The sequence below is a fragment of the Pseudomonas sp. NPDC087690 genome (genome assembly GCF_044743175.1).
GTDB lineage: Bacteria > Pseudomonadota > Gammaproteobacteria > Pseudomonadales > Pseudomonadaceae > Aquipseudomonas.
The window spans coordinates 1-16,568 of record NZ_JBIUVX010000031.1; the positions used below are offsets into that span (position 1 = coordinate 1).

Sequence of the window (16,568 nt, forward strand, 5' to 3'; positions counted from 1 at the left end):
ATTCATTTCCCTGACTTCGATGATCGGGCTCGCCCTTGGCGTGGTCGTGATGATCGTCGTGCTGTCGGTGATGAATGGCTTCGATCATGAGATGCGCACCCGCGTGCTGGGCATGGTGCCCCACGCGACCATTGAATCCACTGAACCGATCAACGATTGGCAAAGCCTGGCCACCACGGTCAAGCAGAACCCGCAGGTGACGGCGGTTGCGCCGTTCACCCAGATGCAGGGCCTGCTGACCAATAACGGTCAGGTGTCCAAGGTGTTGCTCAATGCCATCGACCCGGCGCTGGAGCGCAACGTGTCGATCATCGACAACTTCATGAAGCAGGGCAAACTCGACGATCTGACGCCGGGCAGCTTCGGCATCGTCATTGGCGATAAGGCGGCGACCAAGCTCGGCGTCGGCATTGGTGACAAGGTCACCTTCGTCGCACCGGAGGTCAGCCTGACCCCGGCCGGCATGTTCCCGCGCATGAAGCGCTTCACCGTGGTCGGCATTTTCCATGTCGGCGCTGGCGAACTCGATGGCTATCTGGGCGTCACCAACCTGCAGGATCTGGCGAAGATGCACCGCTGGAAGCCTGATCAGGTACAGGGCATCCGCCTGAAGTTCGACGACTTGTTCCAGGCACCGCGCGTTGCATGGAACATCGCCCAGCAACTCGGCGAAGACCATTACTACGCCCGCGACTGGACGCGCACCCACGGCAATCTGTATCAGGCGATCCGCATGGAAAAAGCCATGATCGGCCTGCTGTTGTTGCTGATCGTTGCCGTGGCTGCGTTCAACATCATTTCCACGCTGGTGATGGTGGTCAACGACAAGAAGGGCGACATCGCCATTCTGCGCACCTTGGGCGCGACGCCGGGCACGATCATGCGCACGTTCATGGTGCAAGGCACGGTGATCGGTGTGGTCGGCACGGCGATTGGTGCGGTAGTCGGCATTTTTGCGGCGCTTAATGTCAGCGCTGCGATCTCGGCACTGGAAGGCCTGATCGGCCACAAATTCCTTAATGCTGACGTGTATTTCATTGATTATCTTCCGTCGCAGGTGCAGAGCCAGGATGTGATCATGGTCTGCGCTGCTGCGTTGGTCCTGAGTTTCCTCGCCACCCTGTATCCAGCCTGGCGTGCCGCGCGCACCCAGCCGGCGGAGGCGCTACGTTATGAGTGAGTCGGGCATGAGTGAACAAGCAATCCTGAGCTGCCGCAACCTGGGCAAATCCTATGAAGAAGGCCCGGAATCGGTAGAAGTACTGGCTGGCCTGCAACTGGAGTTGCACCCTGGCGAACGTGTGGCGATCGTCGGCACCTCGGGTTCGGGCAAAAGTACTTTGCTCAACCTGCTCGGCGGCCTCGATACGCCAACCAAGGGCAGCGTCTGGCTCGACGGTGAAGAACTGTCGGCGCTGAGCGAGAAGAAGCGTGGCCTGCTGCGTAACCGTGCGCTCGGTTTCGTTTACCAGTTCCACCACTTGCTGCCGGAATTCACCGCGCTGGAAAACGTCTGCATGCCGCTGCTGATCGGCAAGACGCCGATCCCGGAAGCCCGTCAGCGCGCCACGGCATTGCTGGAACGCGTCGGCCTCGGCCATCGTCTGGAGCACAAACCGGCGGAACTGTCCGGTGGCGAGCGTCAACGTGTGGCGATTGCCCGCGCCTTGGTCAACAAGCCAGGCCTGGTGATGCTCGACGAGCCAACCGGCAACCTCGACTCCCACACCGCCCAGGGCATTCAGGATTTGATGCTGGAACTCAGCACCTCGATGCGCACGGCGTTCCTGGTGGTGACCCACGACATGAACCTGGCCCGCCAGATGGATCGTGTACTGCACCTGCAAGAAGGTTGCCTCACGCCTATCTGATTGGCTGAAACCCGACACCTGCAAAGGTGTCGGGTCTTTTATTTTTATACGGTGCCCCAGCGAATGTTCAGACCGTTATCGATCTTTATCGGCACGCGCTATACCCGCGCCAAGCGCCGCAATCGCTTCGTTTCGTTCATTTCGATGACCTCGATGATCGGCCTCGCCCTTGGCGTGCTGGCGATGATCGTGGTGTTGTCGGTAATGAACGGCTTCCAGCGCGAAATGAGTTCGCGCATCCTCGGCATGGTGCCGCACGCAACCATCGTTGGCGTCAAGCCGATCGATGACTGGCAGCCGGTGGCCGCCGCCGCGATGAAAAATCCAGAAGTGACCGCCGCCGTGCCGTTCACCGAGATGGAAGGCATGCTCTCTTACAAGGGCTTGATGCAGCCGATCCAGATCAGCGGCGTCGATCCGGCGCAGGAAGGCAAGGTCTCCATCGTTGCCCAGCACATTGTGCAGGGTCGTCTGGATGCCTTGAAACCGGGCGAGTTCGGCGTGGTGATTGGTGAAATCACCGCGCGACGTTTCCGCCTCAACGTCGGCGACAAGATCACCCTGATCGTCCCGGAAGTCAGCACCGCCCCGGGCGGCATCACGCCGCGCATGCAGCGTCTGAACGTAGTGGGCGTGTTCAAGGTTGGCGCTGAGCTGGACGGCTCGATGGGCCTGATCCACGTCGCCGACGCCGCGACCATGCAGCATTGGCAGCCGAATCAGGTGCAGAGTGTGCGTCTGGCGGTCAAAGATCTGTACGCGGCGCCGAAAGTCTCCTCGGACATCGCCGCCGGTCTGGGCGCCGATTTCAAGGCTGACGACTGGACCCACACCCAGGGCAGCCTGTTCAGCGCAATGAAGATGGAAAAAACCATGATCGGCCTGCTGTTGCTGATGATCGTCGCGGTGGCGGCGTTCAACATCATCGCGACCCTGATCATGGTAGTGAACGACAAGGGCGCTGACATCGCGATCCTGCGTACCATCGGTGCCACGCCTCGGCAGATCATGGCGATCTTCATGGTCCAGGGCACGGTGATCGGTATTGTCGGCACGATCATTGGCGGCGTGTTGGGCGTGATCGCCGCGCTGAATGTCAGTCAGATCGTGGGCTGGATCGAGCGAGTCAGCGGGCAGCACATCTTCAGTTCCGATGTGTATTTCGTCAGCAATCTGCCGTCGGAATTGCAGGGTGGGGACGTGCTGTTGATCTGCTCGGCGGGCTTTATTCTGAGCTTTTTGGCGACGGTGTATCCGGCCTGGCGGGCGGCGAAGATCGAGCCGGCTCACGCGTTGAGATATTCGTAAGCGACTCCATGCTCGTTCCCACGCTCTGCGTGGGAATGCCTCAACGGACGCTCCGCGTTCGGCTTAGGATGGGACGCGGAGCGTCCCGGGCTGCATTCCCACGCAGAGCGTGGGAACGATCAGGTTCGAGGCAACTCAATCACAAACCGCGTCCAGCCCGCCTCCGATTCGCAATGAATCTGCCCACCATGGGCGCGGATGATGGATTGAGTAATCGCCAACCCCAACCCCGCATGCTCACTGCTGCCTTCCTGCCGCGCCGGATCGGCCCGATAAAAGCGGTCGAACAAGCGTGGTAGCAACTGCGCTGAAATCCCCTCGCCACTGTTTTCGACTGAAATACGCACAGCGCTCGCTTGATCAACGATCCGCAAACTCACGTAGCCCTCAGCGGGGGTAAAGCGCAGCGCGTTATCCAGCAAATTCGACAAGGCCCGGCGCAACATGCTGCGATCACCCTCGATCCGCGCATGGCCCTCGCGCGTCAGCTTGACCCCGGCGTCCTCCGCCAGCGGCGCAAAAAACTCCAAAAGCACATCCGTTTCATCCGCCAGCTCCAGCGGTTCACGCTTGGGCATCAGCAAACCGTGATCGGCCTTGGCCAGGTACAACATGTCGTTGACCAGTTGCGCCATCCATTGCAGCTCTTCGAGGTTGCTGTGCAGGGCTTCGCGATAATCTTCGATCGGCCGTGGGCGGGTGAGGGTGACCTGAGTGTGAGTCAGCAGGTTCGACAGCGGCGTGCGCAGTTCATGGGCGATGTCGGCAGAAAACGCCGAGAGCCGCTGAAACGAGTCGTCGAGGCGTGCGAGCATGGCGTTGAAGCTGTGGGCCATTTCCGCAAGCTCGGGCGGCATTTGCGCTTCCGGCAGTCGGGCGTTGAGCGATTGTGCGGAAATCCCACGGGCAACCGCGCTCATACGCCGCAATGGCCGCAAGCCGCTGCGTGCGGCCCAGGCACCGAGCAAAGCGGTGGCCAGCGCTGACAGCCCGACCGTCAGCCAGATCAGATGCTGCATGCGTTGCAGGAAATGCTGGTGATGGGTGATGTCCAGCAGCAAGGTCAGTTGCGGGGAATCGGCTTTGTCCGGGTAGAGCGGGGCGTTGAGCACGCGGTAATCGGTGCCGTCATGGCTTATGGTCGACAGGCCGGATTGTTGCGGCAAATCCTTGGGGGTTTGCGTCGAACTGTCATACCAGCGCTGGCCGTCAGTGCCGGTAATGCGCAGCGACAGATCGGCCTGACGACTCAGCTCATCCGCCAGTCGCGCTTCACGCTGAGCAGGCTGAAGATCCTGCAGCGCGCGGCGCAGGCCGATCAGCTTGCCGTCCAGTTGTTGCTGGTCGAGTTCAATGAAGTGCGCTTCGCTGGCGCGGTTGAACAGCACCCCGGCGAACAGTGAAACCACAGCGGTGCAAGCGGCGAACAACAAGGCCAGGCGCGAGCTCAATGACAGCCGACGCATCAGGCGCCACGCTCTTCGAGCACGTAACCCATGCCGCGCACGGTGTGGATCAGTTTGTTGGGGAATTCGTCGTCGATCTTCAGGCGCAAACGGCGGATCGCCACTTCAATGACATTGGTGTCGCTGTCGAAATTCATGTCCCAGACCTGTGAGGCGATCAGCGATTTCGGCAGCACCTCACCCTGACGGCGCAGAAGCATTTCCAATAGCGCGAATTCCTTGGCGGTGAGATCAATGCGTTGGCCACTGCGTTCGACCCGACGGCGAATCAGATCCAGGCGCAGATCGGCCAGTTGCAGACTGGTTTCCTGGGTTGTAGCGCTGCCACGACGCAGCAGGCTGCGCACCCGCGCCAGCAGTTCGGAGAAAGCGAAGGGCTTGACCAGATAGTCGTCGGCACCGATTTCGAGGCCATGAACCCTGTCTTCCACGGCGTCTTTGGCCGTGAGAAAAAGTACCGGCGTATCCAGCCCGGCGCTGCGCACCGCTTGCAGAATCTGCCAGCCACTGCGCCCGGGCAGCATCACGTCGAGGATCAGCAGCGCATAATCGCCGCTCAGCGCCAATTGCTGACCGCTGTTGCCGTCGGCCACCAGTTCGGTGTTGAACCCGGCCTCGGTCAGGCCCTGGCGCAGGTATTGGCCGGTTTTCGCTTGGTCTTCGACGATCAACAGTTTCATGGGCGACTCGGGTTTGTTCGGGGGTGTAGAAACGAAAGCTTTATACCGTGAGCGCAGGCGACAAACGCCAACCTGACAAAGTTGTAATCTGCCTGTCAGGTAGATGCCAGCGCAGGCCGGCTAAAGTTTCCCATAAGCTGAACCTTATCTTGTTGGAGAACGACCATGTTTTTACGCCAATCCTTGACGTTGGCTGCCTGTCTGTTGGCGCTGAGCTCGCCAGTGTGGGCCGCGCCAGCGCACACCTACGATTTCGGCCAGCCAGCGCCTGCCGCCCAAGCCACACGCAGCATTGAAGTGGTGCTAAACGATATGTCCTTCGATCCCAAGGCCATTCAGATCAAGGCCGGTGAGACCGTTCGTTTTGTCTTGGTGAATAAAGGCCAGCTGCTGCACGAATTCAACCTCGGTGACGCGGCGATGCACGCCAAACACCAGCAGGAAATGTTGCAGATGCAGCAAAGCGGCATGCTTACGCCTACCGGCATGAAGGAAATGTCCCACGATATGGCCGGCATGGATCACGCAGCGATGGGCCATGGCATGAAGCACGATGATCCGAACAGCGTGTTGGTCGAGCCAGGTAAAACCGCCGAGCTGACCTGGACCTTCAGTAAGGCCACCAGTCTGGAATTTGCCTGCAATATTCCCGGGCATTATCAGGCGGGTATGGTCGGCAAACTGACGGTCAGTCAGTAAGCACTCAAAGGCGCGGGCAAAGGCTGGTAGAATCCGCTGATTATTCAGTCAGGTTTCCGCCATGCATCCCGCAGCCGAACATTCGCCGCTGGGCAAATCCAGCGAATACATCGCCACTTACACGCCGTCCCTGCTGTTCCCGATTCCGCGCACCGCGAAATGGGCCGAGCTGGGCCTGACCGCCGAAACCCTGCCGTATAAAGGTGTGGATTTCTGGAACTGCTTCGAGTTGTCGTGGCTGCTGCCGTCGGGTAAACCGGTGGTGGCGATCGGCGAATTCAGCATCCCGGCGGATTCGCCGAATATCATCGAGTCGAAGTCGTTCAAGTTGTATCTGAACTCGCTGAACCAGACGGCGTTTGCCGACGTGGCGTCCCTGGAAGCGACCCTGATCAAGGATTTGTCGGCCGCCGCCGGCAAACCGGTGGGGGTGCGCGTTCGCAGCCTGAAGGACGTTGAAGCGGAAGGCGTTGTGGCGTTGCCGGGCGTATGCATCGACGATCTGGATATCAGCGTCAGCAACTATGAACATCCGCGCCCGGAATTGCTGCGTTGCGATGATTCGCGGGTTGTCGAGGAGACGGTGTATAGCCATCTGCTCAAATCCAACTGCCCGGTCACCAGTCAGCCGGACTGGGGCAGCGTTGTGGTGGAGTACCGTGGTTCGGCGCTTGATCATGCGAGTCTGCTCGAATACATCGTCAGCTTCCGCCAGCACTCGGACTTCCATGAGCACTGTGTGGAGCGGATTTTCCTCGATCTGCAGCGCTTGTTGAAACCTGAGAAACTCACGGTGTTTGCCCGTTACGTGCGTCGCGGTGGCCTGGATATCAACCCGTATCGCAGCACCGAAAGCGTACAGCTGCCGAACCACCGGCTCGTGCGTCAATAAAGATCAACTGTAGGAGTGAGCCTGCTCGCGATAGCGGTGTGTCAGCAGACGATGATGTTAACTGACACACCGCTATCGCGAGCAGGCTCACTCCTACGGGGAATGCATTGCCAAAGTTGAAATGAAAAAGCCCTGCCAGTGATGGCAGGGCTTTTTGCGTTTCGGGGGGAGTCAGATCCCCATGCTGCCCAGCGCGTTGACGATGTTGCGCAAGGTGCCGGCAATGGCCGGGTGTTCGAGTTCAAAGCGATCAACCGCCAGATTGACGCCGTCAGCGATGCTGGCGTCTTGTGTGGCAGTCTCCAGTTGAATTTCGGATTCAATCTGCGCCATCAGCGCATGCAGGTCTTCACGTTCGACTTCCGACAGCGGCGGATTCTGCTCCAGCTGCTCGCGCAGGGTATCGAGCTGTTTTTGCAGTTCTTGGGCGGGCATGGTGGTTTCCTTTTATCAATAGGCACTGGCATTGACCGCAGCCGCGCGCCAAAGGTCTATGGCTGACCTTTAGATTAATCCACTCCCGGCAAACCTGCATGATCCCGATCAGGGCTTTTCGCCTTTGAACCGGCGCAAGCTGATATCCGCCAGGCAAGTGTCGAGTTCGCCCAGATGATCGATCACCGAATGCACGCCCAGCCCGAAGAGTTGCACGGTGGCCTTGCCACGCAGGTGTTCGCGTTCTTTCTGGCTCAAGGCTTGCCATTCACCTGGCGCCAGGCCACACAGCGAGCCGCAGGAGGCCAGGCCGATGGTCCACAGCCCGGCATTCAGGCCAGCCTGCAACAGCCGCGGCTCACCGCTGACCAATACGCAGCCGTCCAGACTGGCGACGTTCAACTCCATCAGGGCTTGCCAGCAGGCATTCGGCGCAGGCCACGGATTGAGTGTTGCCGAATGTTGCGCAGGTTTGATCGATGCCGGCAGTAAGGCGGACAACGATTGGGCGAGGGCAGGGGGCAGTTCATCCAGCCAGGCGCAGGGAATCTGCTGGCGCTGCAAACTGTGCAGACTGTCGAGCGCGCCCGGCGTGGCCTCGGCATATTCGGGCCGGGCGACGGTATTTAGACGAGCGCGAGCACCGAAATCCACCAGACAACCGCTGAGTCCAAACAGTACGGCGGTCAGGCTGGACGCAGTGAGGGGCAAGGTTTCGGCGTGAGTCATGGCAGCGTCCCTGAAATACCGATAAGGCTAGTCATTGCAGGTGACAGTAGCGTGACGGCTATGTGAAGCGCGGCGTGGGAAGCGTCCTACAACTTTGCACAATTGGCCGACTGTCCAAACCGGCGTTTACGCTTATACTAGCGACCTTAATGCCCGGGCCCCGATGTCCGCGACAGTACAAATCCAAGGAGTTTTTCTATGCGCTGGAGCTATCCGCTCGCTCAGCTAAGTGTATGTGCCGGCCTGTTGCTGGCGCCGTTCGCCACTCAGGCGGCAACAGAAGAAGACCCTTGGGAAAGCGTCAACCGCCCGATTTTCCAGTTCAACGACTTCGTTGACACTTACGCGCTGAAGCCTCTTGCGCAGGGTTACGAGTTCGTTACTCCGCAGTTTCTGGAAGACGGCATTCACAACATGTTCCGCAACGTTGGTGACGTCACCAACCTGGCGAACAACGTTTTGCAGGGTAAACCGGCTGCTGCTGGCGTCGACACCGCACGTCTGATCTTCAACACCACCTTCGGTCTGCTCGGCTTCTTCGACGTCGGCACCAAGATGGGCCTGAATCGCAGCGACGAAGACTTCGGCCAGACTCTGGGCTACTGGGGTGTGGGCAGCGGTCCGTACGTGATGCTGCCGCTGATGGGCCCGAGCACTCTGCGTGATGCGCCGTCGAAATACGTCGACAGCTACACCGGCATGTACCGCTACATCGACCACGTACCTACGCGTAACTCGATCTTCGGTCTGAACATCGTCGACACCCGCGCCAGCCTGCTGTCGAGCGAGAAGCTGATCAGCGGCGACAAGTACACCTTCATCCGCAATGCTTACCTGCAGAACCGCGAGTTCAAGGTGAAGGATGGCCAGGTCGAAGACGATTTTTAATCTCGACCGGTAAAAAGAAAGGCGACCTTCGGGTCGCCTTTTTTGTGTGTAGCTATTTCATCTTTACAATGATCAGGCCGAGCTTCTGGCCGCCGCCGTCCTGTGCCCGGACCCAGACCACTTCGGTGTCAGCTTCAAGGCCGCTGAGTGCCGCGTGATCGGAGTCGATGCGTACGCTCAATCGGTCGCCGACCGCAAAGAGCTGCGGCGCTTCGACCTGCATGCCGCTGCTGGAGAGGTCGATGCAAACGCCTGAAACTTCATCTCCTTCATGAATCAACACGACATCGGCATCGACCCGCATGCGGATGAAATCGCGCTTTTCGCTGTAGTCCCGACTGGTTTGACTCATAGGTTCGTCCTTCCATTGGGTTACGGTTTGAGCTGTTCTTATAACTCTCGGTGATTTGACAAGTAAAGTCGTCAAGCGACCATCGGCGCATGCTTGAAACGCTCTGCGGATGGGAGTACCGTCTGCGCCTTAGAAGGGCACCTCTGGTGCAACCGCGTTCAAGGCCTATGCCCGAAAGCGGTGCAGCAGAGAGGCTAGAAAGCGAATCCAGTAGTCAGTGCAGGGCCATTAAGCTCCGCCAACTACGCCAACCTAATTCTGGCGCCGTTTGCCCACATGCCAAAAACCAGTGCCACGCTGCTGATAATCGATGATGACGAAGTAGTGCGCGCGAGCCTCGCGGCCTATTTGGAAGACAGTGGTTTCAGCGTCCTGCAGGCCAGCAACGGCCAACAGGGTCTTCAGGTATTCGAGCAAGACACGCCCGACCTGGTCATCTGCGATCTGCGCATGCCGCAGATGGGCGGTCTCGAACTCATCCGTCAGGTCACCGAGCTCTCACCGCAAACGCCGGTGATCGTGGTCTCGGGTGCCGGGGTGATGAACGACGCGGTCGAAGCCCTGCGCCTGGGCGCAGCGGATTATCTGATCAAGCCTCTCGAAGATCTGGCTGTGCTCGAGCACTCTGTGCGCCGGGCCCTGGATCGTGCGCGTCTGCTGCTGGAGAACCAGCGCTACCGCGAGAAGCTGGAAAAGGCCAACCGCGAGCTTGAGGCCAGCCTGAACCTGCTCCAGGAAGACCAGAACGCCGGTCGCCAGGTGCAAATGAACATGCTGCCGGAAAGTCCGTGGAGCATCGACGAGTTCAAGTTTGCCCACCAGATCATCCCGTCGTTGTACCTGTCGGGTGATTTTGTCGACTACTTCCGTGTCGACGAGCGCCGGGTCGCATTCTACCTGGCGGATGTATCCGGGCATGGCGCCTCTTCAGCCTTCGTCACCGTACTGCTGAAGTTCATGACCACGCGCTTGCTGTTTGAATCCAAGCGCAACGGCACATTGCCGGAATTCAAGCCTTCGGAAGTCCTTGGTCATATCAACCGGGGGCTGATCAGTTGTAAGCTGGGTAAACACGTCACAATGGTCGGTGGAGTCATCGACGAGGAGACCGGTTTGTTGACCTATAGCATCGGCGGCCATCTGCCGTTGCCTGTGTTGTACACGCCTGACAGTGTTCGTTATCTGGAAGGACGTGGTCTGCCGGTGGGGCTCTTCAATGAAGCCACCTACGAAGATCACGTGCTTGAGCTGCCGCCGACGTTCAGCCTGACGCTGATGTCCGATGGCATTCTGGATCTTTTGCCAGAACCTACGCTCAAAGAAAAAGAAGCCGCTTTGCCTCAACGGGTGAAGTCGGCGGGCGGCAGCCTGGATGGTCTGCGGCAAGTGTTTGGATTGGCCACGCTAGGGGAGATGCCGGATGATATCGCCCTGTTGGTGTTGAGCAGGAATCTTTAATGAGTACCGGTAGAATCCAGTTCGCCGAGCAGGACGGCACCTTCGTCCTGAAGTTCGTCGGTGAAGTTCGCCTGACCCTGTGTTCGGCGTTGGATGCGACTATTGAGAAAATCTTCACCGCGCTGAATTTCAACGCGATCGTGATCGATTTGACCGAAACCCGCAGCATCGACAGCACGACATTGGGTCTGTTGGCCAAACTGTCAATCCTGTCGCGGCAGAAGGTCGGGCTGTTGCCGACCGTCGTCACCACCCACGATGACATCACCCGTCTGCTGCAATCGATGGGTTTCGAGCAGGTGTTCAACATCGTCAATCACCCGGTGCCATGCCCCGAGTGCCTGGACGACCTGCCGGATCAGGACCAGTCGGAAGAAGTGGTGCGGATCAAGGTGCTCGAAGCGCACAAGATCCTCATGGGCCTGAACGATTCCAATCGTGAGGCGTTCCATGACCTGGTGAATGCCCTCGAAAGACATTAATGGCCTGAAATGGCGTAGGGGCTGCTGGCCCTATCGCGAGCAGGCTCACTCCTACAGGGTTCTTCATTCAACACACAATCGCAATCACTCCACAGATCCCCTGTAGGAGTGAGCCTGCTCGCGATAGCTTCCGCAAGAACGCCGAATATTTCCAGCCGCCACTAAAAAGGGCGAACCCTCACAGGTTCGCCCTTTTTGCATTTCACCAACTCAAATCACAGCTTGGCCTGCAACAGCGCCTCAAGCTTCTCCTGGTCGCGAGCGAACTGACGAATGCCCTCAGCCAGCTTCTCGGTGGCCATCGCGTCTTCGTTGGACAACCAGCGGAATTGCGCCTCGTTGAGGCTCAGACGCGCTTCACCGGCATGTCCCGGCGCCAGTTTGCGTTCCAGCTTGCCGGTATCGGCTGCCAGCTTGTCGATCAGGTCCGGGCTGATGGTCAGGCGGTCGCAACCGGCCAGTTGCTCGATCTGGTTGAGGTTGCGGAAGCTCGCGCCCATGACCACAGTCTTGTAGTCATTGGCTTTGTAGTAGTTGTAGATGCGCGTCACCGACTGCACGCCCGGGTCATCGGCGCCGGTGTAGTCGTTGCCGTTGGCCTTCTTGTACCAGTCATAGATGCGGCCCACGAACGGCGAAATCAGGAACACGCCGGCATCGGCGCATGCAGCGGCCTGGGCGAAGGAGAACAGCAGGGTCAGGTTGGTCTGGATGCCTTCCTTCTCCAGCACTTCGGCGGCGCGGATGCCTTCCCAGGTGGAGGCGATCTTGATCAGTACGCGATCACGGCCAATGCCGGCCTTGTCGTACAGCTCGATCAGGCGATGCGCGCGTTTCAGCACGGCATCCTTGTCGAACGACAGGCGCGCATCCACTTCAGTGGAGATACGGCCCGGAATCACTTTTAGAATTTCCTGACCTACCGCGACGCCGAAACGGTCGCTGGCCAGGCCGACATCGCCCTTGCAGTCGCTGACGCAAGCATTCAGCAGCTCGGCATAGGCCGGAATCGCCGCGGCTTTGAGTAGCAGGGAAGGGTTGGTGGTGGCGTCTACCGGCTTGACCCGGGAGATCGCTTCGAAGTCGCCAGTGTCGGCAACAACGGTGGTGAACTGTTTGAGTTGTTCCAGCTTGGAAGTCATGGGCGTGCTCTATCCTATGGGTCTGATGACATTACCCGAGCGTTGGCGGTCACTCAAGGGCGTGTGCGTGTATCGATGGCCCCTGCGGCAACAACCTGAAAACAATTGTTTGAAAGGCGGGGCGCGCTATCGATGAATACGATGCCAAAACGACCAACAGGTTCAAAGCAACCGAACTGCGTACAGATCGGTTGCACAAGCGCTATTGGGCGTTCAGCAGGGTTTCGACCGACATTCGCGCCGGTTTGGGTTGCCCATCGGACGTCAGCAGGCCGAAGTTCTTCTCGCGTTCATTGCTGCCCGAAGCGCTGTTCTTCCATTCATAGATGGACGTCAGCGGGATGTTGAGTTTTTTAACATCGCCGATAAACGCGTTGATCTTGCTCGCCTGACCTTCGGCACCGCCATTGGACGCGAGTGCCGAGATGCCCCATTCACTGATGACCCCCGGCAGATGAAAGTTCTGCTGAATGAATGCCTGCGCATTGCTGATCTGCGTGGCCGTCATGCCATACGGGTGATAGGACACGGCATTCAGGCATTTCGGGTATTCGCTGACGATACGGCTCAGTGCCACGGTGGAGGCCGAACCTGCGCTGGGTGGCCGGGCGAAGCCGTAACCGACCACCGGCGTCGATGACGGTTGTCCTTGCAGCGTCTTGCACACCGCGCTCATGAACGGCACAAACGTGGTGTCGAACTTGCCCGTCGGCCAATAGGTTTCCAGATCGGGTTCATTCCATAGTTCGATCGCCACCAGTTGCGCGCTGTACGACTGTTGCAACCCTGTCACTGCTTTGGCAAAGCCTTCACCAGCCGTCGCCAGATCGGCAGCAGACCCGGCGGGCAACGGTTTGATGGCGCGAACCGTCAGCAGAACCGGCAGGCCCGCCGACCTGGCCGCGGCAAAAGCGTCACTGACTTGTTGCTGATAAGCCTTGGCCGTCAGGCTGTCGCTCCACACACCGAAGCGTACAAAGCCGAAGCCAGCCGTTTTGATCTGCGCAGCATCGGCGGCGGAGAAGTTCTGAATCTTCACCTGAACGCCGATGTTCTTCGCAGGGAGATTGGGGAACGTTTCACTGGCGTGAAGTTGAGTCGTTGCACCCAGTGTCATCAGCGCCAGCGCGCCGAGTCGTTTGAGATGTGCTGATTTCATGTCTGCTCTCCCGAAGAGAAGTGACAACTACGAATATTGATCTCGTTACCCCGTTTTCGAACAAGATGATGGCACTTAGTGCGCGAATGTTATTTTTTGTCGGAAATCAAACAGCCGAAAATCACAGTTATTTTTAGTCCGTTAATTGTGGTTGGGGTGCTTTTAAACGCTGTGGTACTTAATGCTTCGGTACTAACAGGGCGAATCTATTTCTGAGTGCAGGAAGTTCTTGAGGGTTCACTCAAATGCTCTCTGGATGTTGGCCGTTTGACATTACACAGGAAAGTAAAACCTTGTTCAGAAAGATCCTAGTCGTCTGCGTTGGCAATATATGCAGAAGTCCGACGGCAGAGCTGTTATTGCGCAATGCGTTGGCCTCCTCGGCGATTACCGTGACGTCCGCAGGCCTTGCCGCACGGGTCGGCGAAGGTGTCGAGGCGTCGGCCCGGCAGGTCCTCGAAGATCACGGGCACAGTGCCGAAACGTTCAAGGCGCGGCAACTCACAGCCGACATCGTCAATGAATCGGATTTGATTCTGGTGATGGAAAAGCAGCATGTAAATCAAGTGCTGAACATTGCCTCTCACGCCAGAGGCAAAGTGTTTCTGCTCGGCAAGTGGCAGAGCGAGCGCGAAATACAAGATCCGTATCGTCAAGGCAAGGCCGCTTTTATTCATGCCCATGCATTGATTGAAGATGCTGTCAGCTCATGGGCACAACGCCTCGCGCGTTGATGAATATTCTTCAGATCAATGAATGGTAAGAACAGACTTATGCAGTTACCGTCCGTAATCGGCACCCGCGACAATGATCAAGACAGTATTGATCTGCTCGGTATATTCGGCAGTTTGATCGACCAGAAATGGTTGATCGGCGCACTGACCGGAGCCTTTATGGTCACCGGTGTGGCCTACGCGGTGTTGGCCACGCCCGTGTACCTGGCGAACGCGCTGGTGCAGGTCGAACCGAAAAAGAACGACATGCTCGGTTTCTCCGACCTCAACAGCATGCTCGGTGGGCAATCGCCGTCGGTGACCGAAATCGGCATCATCAAATCCCGCGCGGTGATCGGCAAAACCGTCGACGACCTGCGCCTGGACATCGATGTCACCCCCAACACCTTCCCGATGATTGGCGGTTTTCTCGCCCGGCGTTATCGCGGTGAAACCGAGACCAGCGTCGCCGCGCCGCGTTTCGGCTTGAACAGTTACGCCTGGGGCGGTGAGCGTCTGGAGTTTGCCCGACTGAACCTGCCGAAAGAACTGCTGGGCAAGAAACTCACCCTGATCGCGGGTGAACAGAAGCACTTCCAGTTGCTCGATGACAACGACAACCTGCTGGTCGACGGCGTCGCCGGTGAAGCCTTCGCACAAGACGGCATAGAAGGGCAGATCACCCAATTGCAGGCCAACCCCGGCACCCGTTTCGAAGTGGTGCGCAACCCACGGATCGTGACCATTCAGGGTTATCAGGACGCGCTGGACATCTCCGAGCAGGGCAAGGAATCGGGGATTATCAAACTGGCGCTGGCCAGCAGCGACGCCGCTGAAGCGGTGAAGATTCTCAACAAGATCGCCGCACTTTATGTCGATCAGAACGTGCGTCGCACCTCGGCGGAAGCGGCGCAGAGTCTGGCTTTCCTGCAAAGCCAGTTGCCGCAGGTCAAACGTGATCTGGCCAAGGCCAGCGATGCGCTGAACGCCTACCAGACCCACGGCAAAACCGTGAACATCTCCCTGGAAACGCAATCGGTGCTCGGCCAGTCGGTGGCGCTGGAAACACGGATTTCCGAGCTGAAAATGCAGCAGGCGGAGATGGATCGCAAGTTCACCAAACAGCACCCGGCCTATCGCGCGTTGATGAGCCAGATCGGCGAACTGACCCAGCAACAGAAGTCGCTGGAAGGCAAGGTCGGCGATCTGCCCGCCACACAACAGGAATTGCTCAACCTGACCCGCGATGTCGAAGTCGCCTCGCAGATCTACACGCAGTTGCTGAACAAATCCCAGGAGCTGGACATCGTCCGCGCCGGCGCCGTGGGTAATGTGCGTTTGGTCGATGCGGCGGATGTCGACCTCACCAGTCCGGTCAAACCGAAGAAGGCTTTGATCGTGCTGATCGCCACCTTCCTCGGTGCCTTCGTCGGCGTGGCGCTGGTGCTGCTGCGCAAATCCCTGAGCCGTGGCCTTGAAGGCCCGGAAGCCATCGAACAACTCGGCTTGCCGGTGTATGCGTCGATTCCGTACAGCGCCTTGCAAGATGAAGAAGACAACAAAAAAGGTCGCGCCCGCGACGGCGTCGATAAGCCGGCGTACTTGCTGGCCCTGCGTAACCCCACGGATCTGTCGATCGAGTCGATCCGCAGCCTGCGCACCTGCCTGCATTTCGCTGGGCTCGATTCGACCAACAACCGCATCATGATTTCCGGGCCGAGCCCGCAAGTCGGCAAGACCTTTGTCTCGTCCAACCTCGCCGCGGTCATGGCGTTGAGCGGTCAGCGCGTGGTGCTGATTGATGCCGACATGCGCAAAGGCCACCTGCATAAAACCCTCAACACGCCGATCACCAACGGCTTGTCCGACCTGCTGGTCAAGCGCTGCAGCATCGATCAGGCGATCAACAAAGTCGAAATCGACAACCTGCACTTCATCAGTCGCGGCCAGGTGCCGCCGAATCCTTCCGAGCTGTTGATGCACGCCAACTTCCGCGATTTGCTCGCCGAACTGAGTGAGCGCTACGACCTGGTGATCATCGATACGCCGCCGCTGTTGGCGGTGACCGATGCGGCCATCGTTGGCCGTGAAGCCGGGATCAGCCTGATCGTCACGCGCTTCGGGGTGAACCCGGCCAAGGAGATCGAACTGACCATTCGCCGCTTCGCGCAGAACGGCATCGAGTTGAAAGGCGCGGTGTTCAACGGCGTCGAGAAGCGTGCGGCCAGCTACTACGGCAACGGCGGTTACGGCTATTACAACTACGAATACGCGTCCGACAAATCCTGACTGTC

At 58.7% G+C, this 16,568-nt stretch carries 17 protein-coding genes; 10 read left to right on the forward strand and 7 right to left on the reverse strand.

Annotated elements, in window-relative coordinates:
- The 3 genes from ACIPIZ_RS22305 to ACIPIZ_RS22315 form a co-directional block, all read left to right on the forward strand.
- On the forward strand, positions 1-1,180 hold a 1,180-nt coding region (locus ACIPIZ_RS22305), incomplete at its 5' end, for a lipoprotein-releasing ABC transporter permease subunit (protein WP_401167466.1).
- Positions 1,173-1,871 carry a lipoprotein-releasing ABC transporter ATP-binding protein LolD gene (lolD, locus tag ACIPIZ_RS22310; protein WP_007910506.1) on the forward strand — a complete coding sequence of 233 codons (699 nt, stop codon included), beginning with the start codon at positions 1,173-1,175 and terminating at the stop codon, positions 1,869-1,871. The genes ACIPIZ_RS22305 and lolD, both read left to right, overlap by 8 nt.
- Before the next feature lie 63 nt (positions 1,872-1,934).
- Positions 1,935-3,179: a lipoprotein-releasing ABC transporter permease subunit gene (locus ACIPIZ_RS22315; protein WP_064392818.1), complete on the forward strand. Its 1,245-nt coding sequence runs from the start codon at positions 1,935-1,937 to the stop codon at positions 3,177-3,179.
- Positions 3,180-3,298: 119 nt separating this feature from the next.
- On the opposite strand, the gene ACIPIZ_RS22320 is transcribed toward ACIPIZ_RS22315, so the two are convergent.
- Entirely contained in the window at positions 3,299-4,645 is a 1,347-nt protein-coding gene (locus ACIPIZ_RS22320; protein ID WP_401167469.1) for a heavy metal sensor histidine kinase, read from the reverse strand.
- Positions 4,645-5,325 (reverse strand): heavy metal response regulator transcription factor, encoded by a 681-nt coding sequence (locus tag ACIPIZ_RS22325; RefSeq protein ID WP_401167471.1) that lies wholly within the window; start codon positions 5,323-5,325, stop codon positions 4,645-4,647. The genes ACIPIZ_RS22320 and ACIPIZ_RS22325 overlap by 1 nt, the downstream gene beginning before the upstream one ends.
- Before the next feature lie 165 nt (positions 5,326-5,490).
- Here ACIPIZ_RS22325 and ACIPIZ_RS22330 point away from each other — a divergent pair, with 165 nt between their 5' ends.
- The gene (locus tag ACIPIZ_RS22330; RefSeq protein WP_064392814.1) at positions 5,491-6,024 is read left to right on the forward strand and encodes a plastocyanin/azurin family copper-binding protein; all 534 of its coding nucleotides are present in this window, start codon (positions 5,491-5,493) and stop codon (positions 6,022-6,024) included.
- 61 nt (positions 6,025-6,085) lie between these two features.
- Positions 6,086-6,916, forward strand: a complete 831-nt coding sequence (gene queF, locus ACIPIZ_RS22335; protein ID WP_401167474.1) for an NADPH-dependent 7-cyano-7-deazaguanine reductase QueF — start codon at positions 6,086-6,088, stop codon at positions 6,914-6,916.
- 171 nt (positions 6,917-7,087) lie between these two features.
- Here the strand turns inward: queF and ACIPIZ_RS22340 are convergent, their stop codons facing one another.
- Both ACIPIZ_RS22340 and ACIPIZ_RS22345 read right to left on the reverse strand, forming a co-directional pair.
- Complete coding sequence (locus tag ACIPIZ_RS22340; protein ID WP_105705156.1) at positions 7,088-7,351, reverse strand: DUF4404 family protein; 264 nt, start codon at positions 7,349-7,351, stop codon at positions 7,088-7,090.
- Between the two features lie 108 nt (positions 7,352-7,459).
- Positions 7,460-8,080 carry an HAD family phosphatase gene (locus ACIPIZ_RS22345; RefSeq protein WP_401167478.1) on the reverse strand — a complete coding sequence of 207 codons (621 nt, stop codon included), beginning with the start codon at positions 8,078-8,080 and terminating at the stop codon, positions 7,460-7,462.
- A 198-nt stretch (positions 8,081-8,278) separates the two neighbouring features.
- On the opposite strand from ACIPIZ_RS22345, the gene ACIPIZ_RS22350 reads away from it, so the two are divergent.
- Positions 8,279-8,968, forward strand: coding sequence for a VacJ family lipoprotein (locus ACIPIZ_RS22350; RefSeq protein WP_064392808.1), 690 nt, complete (start codon positions 8,279-8,281; stop codon positions 8,966-8,968).
- A 52-nt stretch (positions 8,969-9,020) separates the two neighbouring features.
- Here the strand turns inward: ACIPIZ_RS22350 and ACIPIZ_RS22355 are convergent, their stop codons facing one another.
- The gene (locus tag ACIPIZ_RS22355; protein WP_064392807.1) at positions 9,021-9,320 is read right to left on the reverse strand and encodes a PilZ domain-containing protein; all 300 of its coding nucleotides are present in this window, start codon (positions 9,318-9,320) and stop codon (positions 9,021-9,023) included.
- Positions 9,321-9,596: 276 nt separating this feature from the next.
- Between ACIPIZ_RS22355 and rssB the strand changes: the two genes are divergently transcribed.
- Both rssB and rssC read left to right on the forward strand, forming a co-directional pair.
- Complete coding sequence (gene rssB / locus ACIPIZ_RS22360) at positions 9,597-10,778, forward strand: two-component system response regulator RssB (RefSeq protein WP_064392805.1); 1,182 nt, start codon at positions 9,597-9,599, stop codon at positions 10,776-10,778.
- Complete coding sequence (gene rssC, locus ACIPIZ_RS22365) at positions 10,778-11,260, forward strand: anti-sigma factor antagonist RssC (RefSeq protein ID WP_042560140.1); 483 nt, start codon at positions 10,778-10,780, stop codon at positions 11,258-11,260. The genes rssB and rssC overlap by 1 nt, the downstream gene beginning before the upstream one ends.
- Positions 11,261-11,475: 215 nt before the next feature.
- Here the strand turns inward: rssC and tal are convergent, their stop codons facing one another.
- A complete protein-coding gene (tal, locus tag ACIPIZ_RS22370) occupies positions 11,476-12,402 on the reverse strand; it encodes a transaldolase (protein ID WP_064392803.1) in 927 nt (308 codons plus the stop codon).
- Positions 12,403-12,604: 202 nt separating this feature from the next.
- The gene (locus tag ACIPIZ_RS22375) at positions 12,605-13,561 is read right to left on the reverse strand and encodes a cellulase family glycosylhydrolase (protein WP_064392800.1); all 957 of its coding nucleotides are present in this window, start codon (positions 13,559-13,561) and stop codon (positions 12,605-12,607) included.
- Positions 13,562-13,854: 293 nt separating this feature from the next.
- Here ACIPIZ_RS22375 and ACIPIZ_RS22380 point away from each other — a divergent pair, with 293 nt between their 5' ends.
- Complete coding sequence (locus ACIPIZ_RS22380; protein WP_064392799.1) at positions 13,855-14,295, forward strand: low molecular weight protein-tyrosine-phosphatase; 441 nt, start codon at positions 13,855-13,857, stop codon at positions 14,293-14,295.
- A 39-nt stretch (positions 14,296-14,334) separates the two neighbouring features.
- Positions 14,335-16,563, forward strand: coding sequence for a polysaccharide biosynthesis tyrosine autokinase (locus ACIPIZ_RS22385; protein WP_122854687.1), 2,229 nt, complete (start codon positions 14,335-14,337; stop codon positions 16,561-16,563).
- Positions 16,564-16,568 lie beyond the last annotated feature (5 nt).

Bases quoted from the DNA above. Each gene is read 5' to 3' on its own strand.
- lolD (WP_007910506.1), top strand. From the start codon at position 1,173: ATGAGTGAGTCGGGCATGAGTGAACAAGCAATCCTGAGCTGCCGCAAC.
- ACIPIZ_RS22315 (WP_064392818.1), top strand. From the start codon at position 1,935: ATGTTCAGACCGTTATCGATCTTTATCGGCACGCGCTATACCCGCGCC.
- ACIPIZ_RS22320 (WP_401167469.1), bottom strand. From the start codon at position 4,645: ATGCGTCGGCTGTCATTGAGCTCGCGCCTGGCCTTGTTGTTCGCCGCT.
- ACIPIZ_RS22325 (WP_401167471.1), bottom strand. From the start codon at position 5,325: ATGAAACTGTTGATCGTCGAAGACCAAGCGAAAACCGGCCAATACCTG.
- ACIPIZ_RS22330 (WP_064392814.1), top strand. From the start codon at position 5,491: ATGTTTTTACGCCAATCCTTGACGTTGGCTGCCTGTCTGTTGGCGCTG.
- queF (WP_401167474.1), top strand. From the start codon at position 6,086: ATGCATCCCGCAGCCGAACATTCGCCGCTGGGCAAATCCAGCGAATAC.
- ACIPIZ_RS22340 (WP_105705156.1), bottom strand. From the start codon at position 7,351: ATGCCCGCCCAAGAACTGCAAAAACAGCTCGATACCCTGCGCGAGCAG.
- ACIPIZ_RS22345 (WP_401167478.1), bottom strand. From the start codon at position 8,080: ATGACTCACGCCGAAACCTTGCCCCTCACTGCGTCCAGCCTGACCGCC.
- ACIPIZ_RS22350 (WP_064392808.1), top strand. From the start codon at position 8,279: ATGCGCTGGAGCTATCCGCTCGCTCAGCTAAGTGTATGTGCCGGCCTG.
- ACIPIZ_RS22355 (WP_064392807.1), bottom strand. From the start codon at position 9,320: ATGAGTCAAACCAGTCGGGACTACAGCGAAAAGCGCGATTTCATCCGC.
- rssB (WP_064392805.1), top strand. From the start codon at position 9,597: ATGCCAAAAACCAGTGCCACGCTGCTGATAATCGATGATGACGAAGTA.
- rssC (WP_042560140.1), top strand. From the start codon at position 10,778: ATGAGTACCGGTAGAATCCAGTTCGCCGAGCAGGACGGCACCTTCGTC.
- tal (WP_064392803.1), bottom strand. From the start codon at position 12,402: ATGACTTCCAAGCTGGAACAACTCAAACAGTTCACCACCGTTGTTGCC.
- ACIPIZ_RS22375 (WP_064392800.1), bottom strand. From the start codon at position 13,561: ATGAAATCAGCACATCTCAAACGACTCGGCGCGCTGGCGCTGATGACA.
- ACIPIZ_RS22385 (WP_122854687.1), top strand. From the start codon at position 14,335: ATGCAGTTACCGTCCGTAATCGGCACCCGCGACAATGATCAAGACAGT.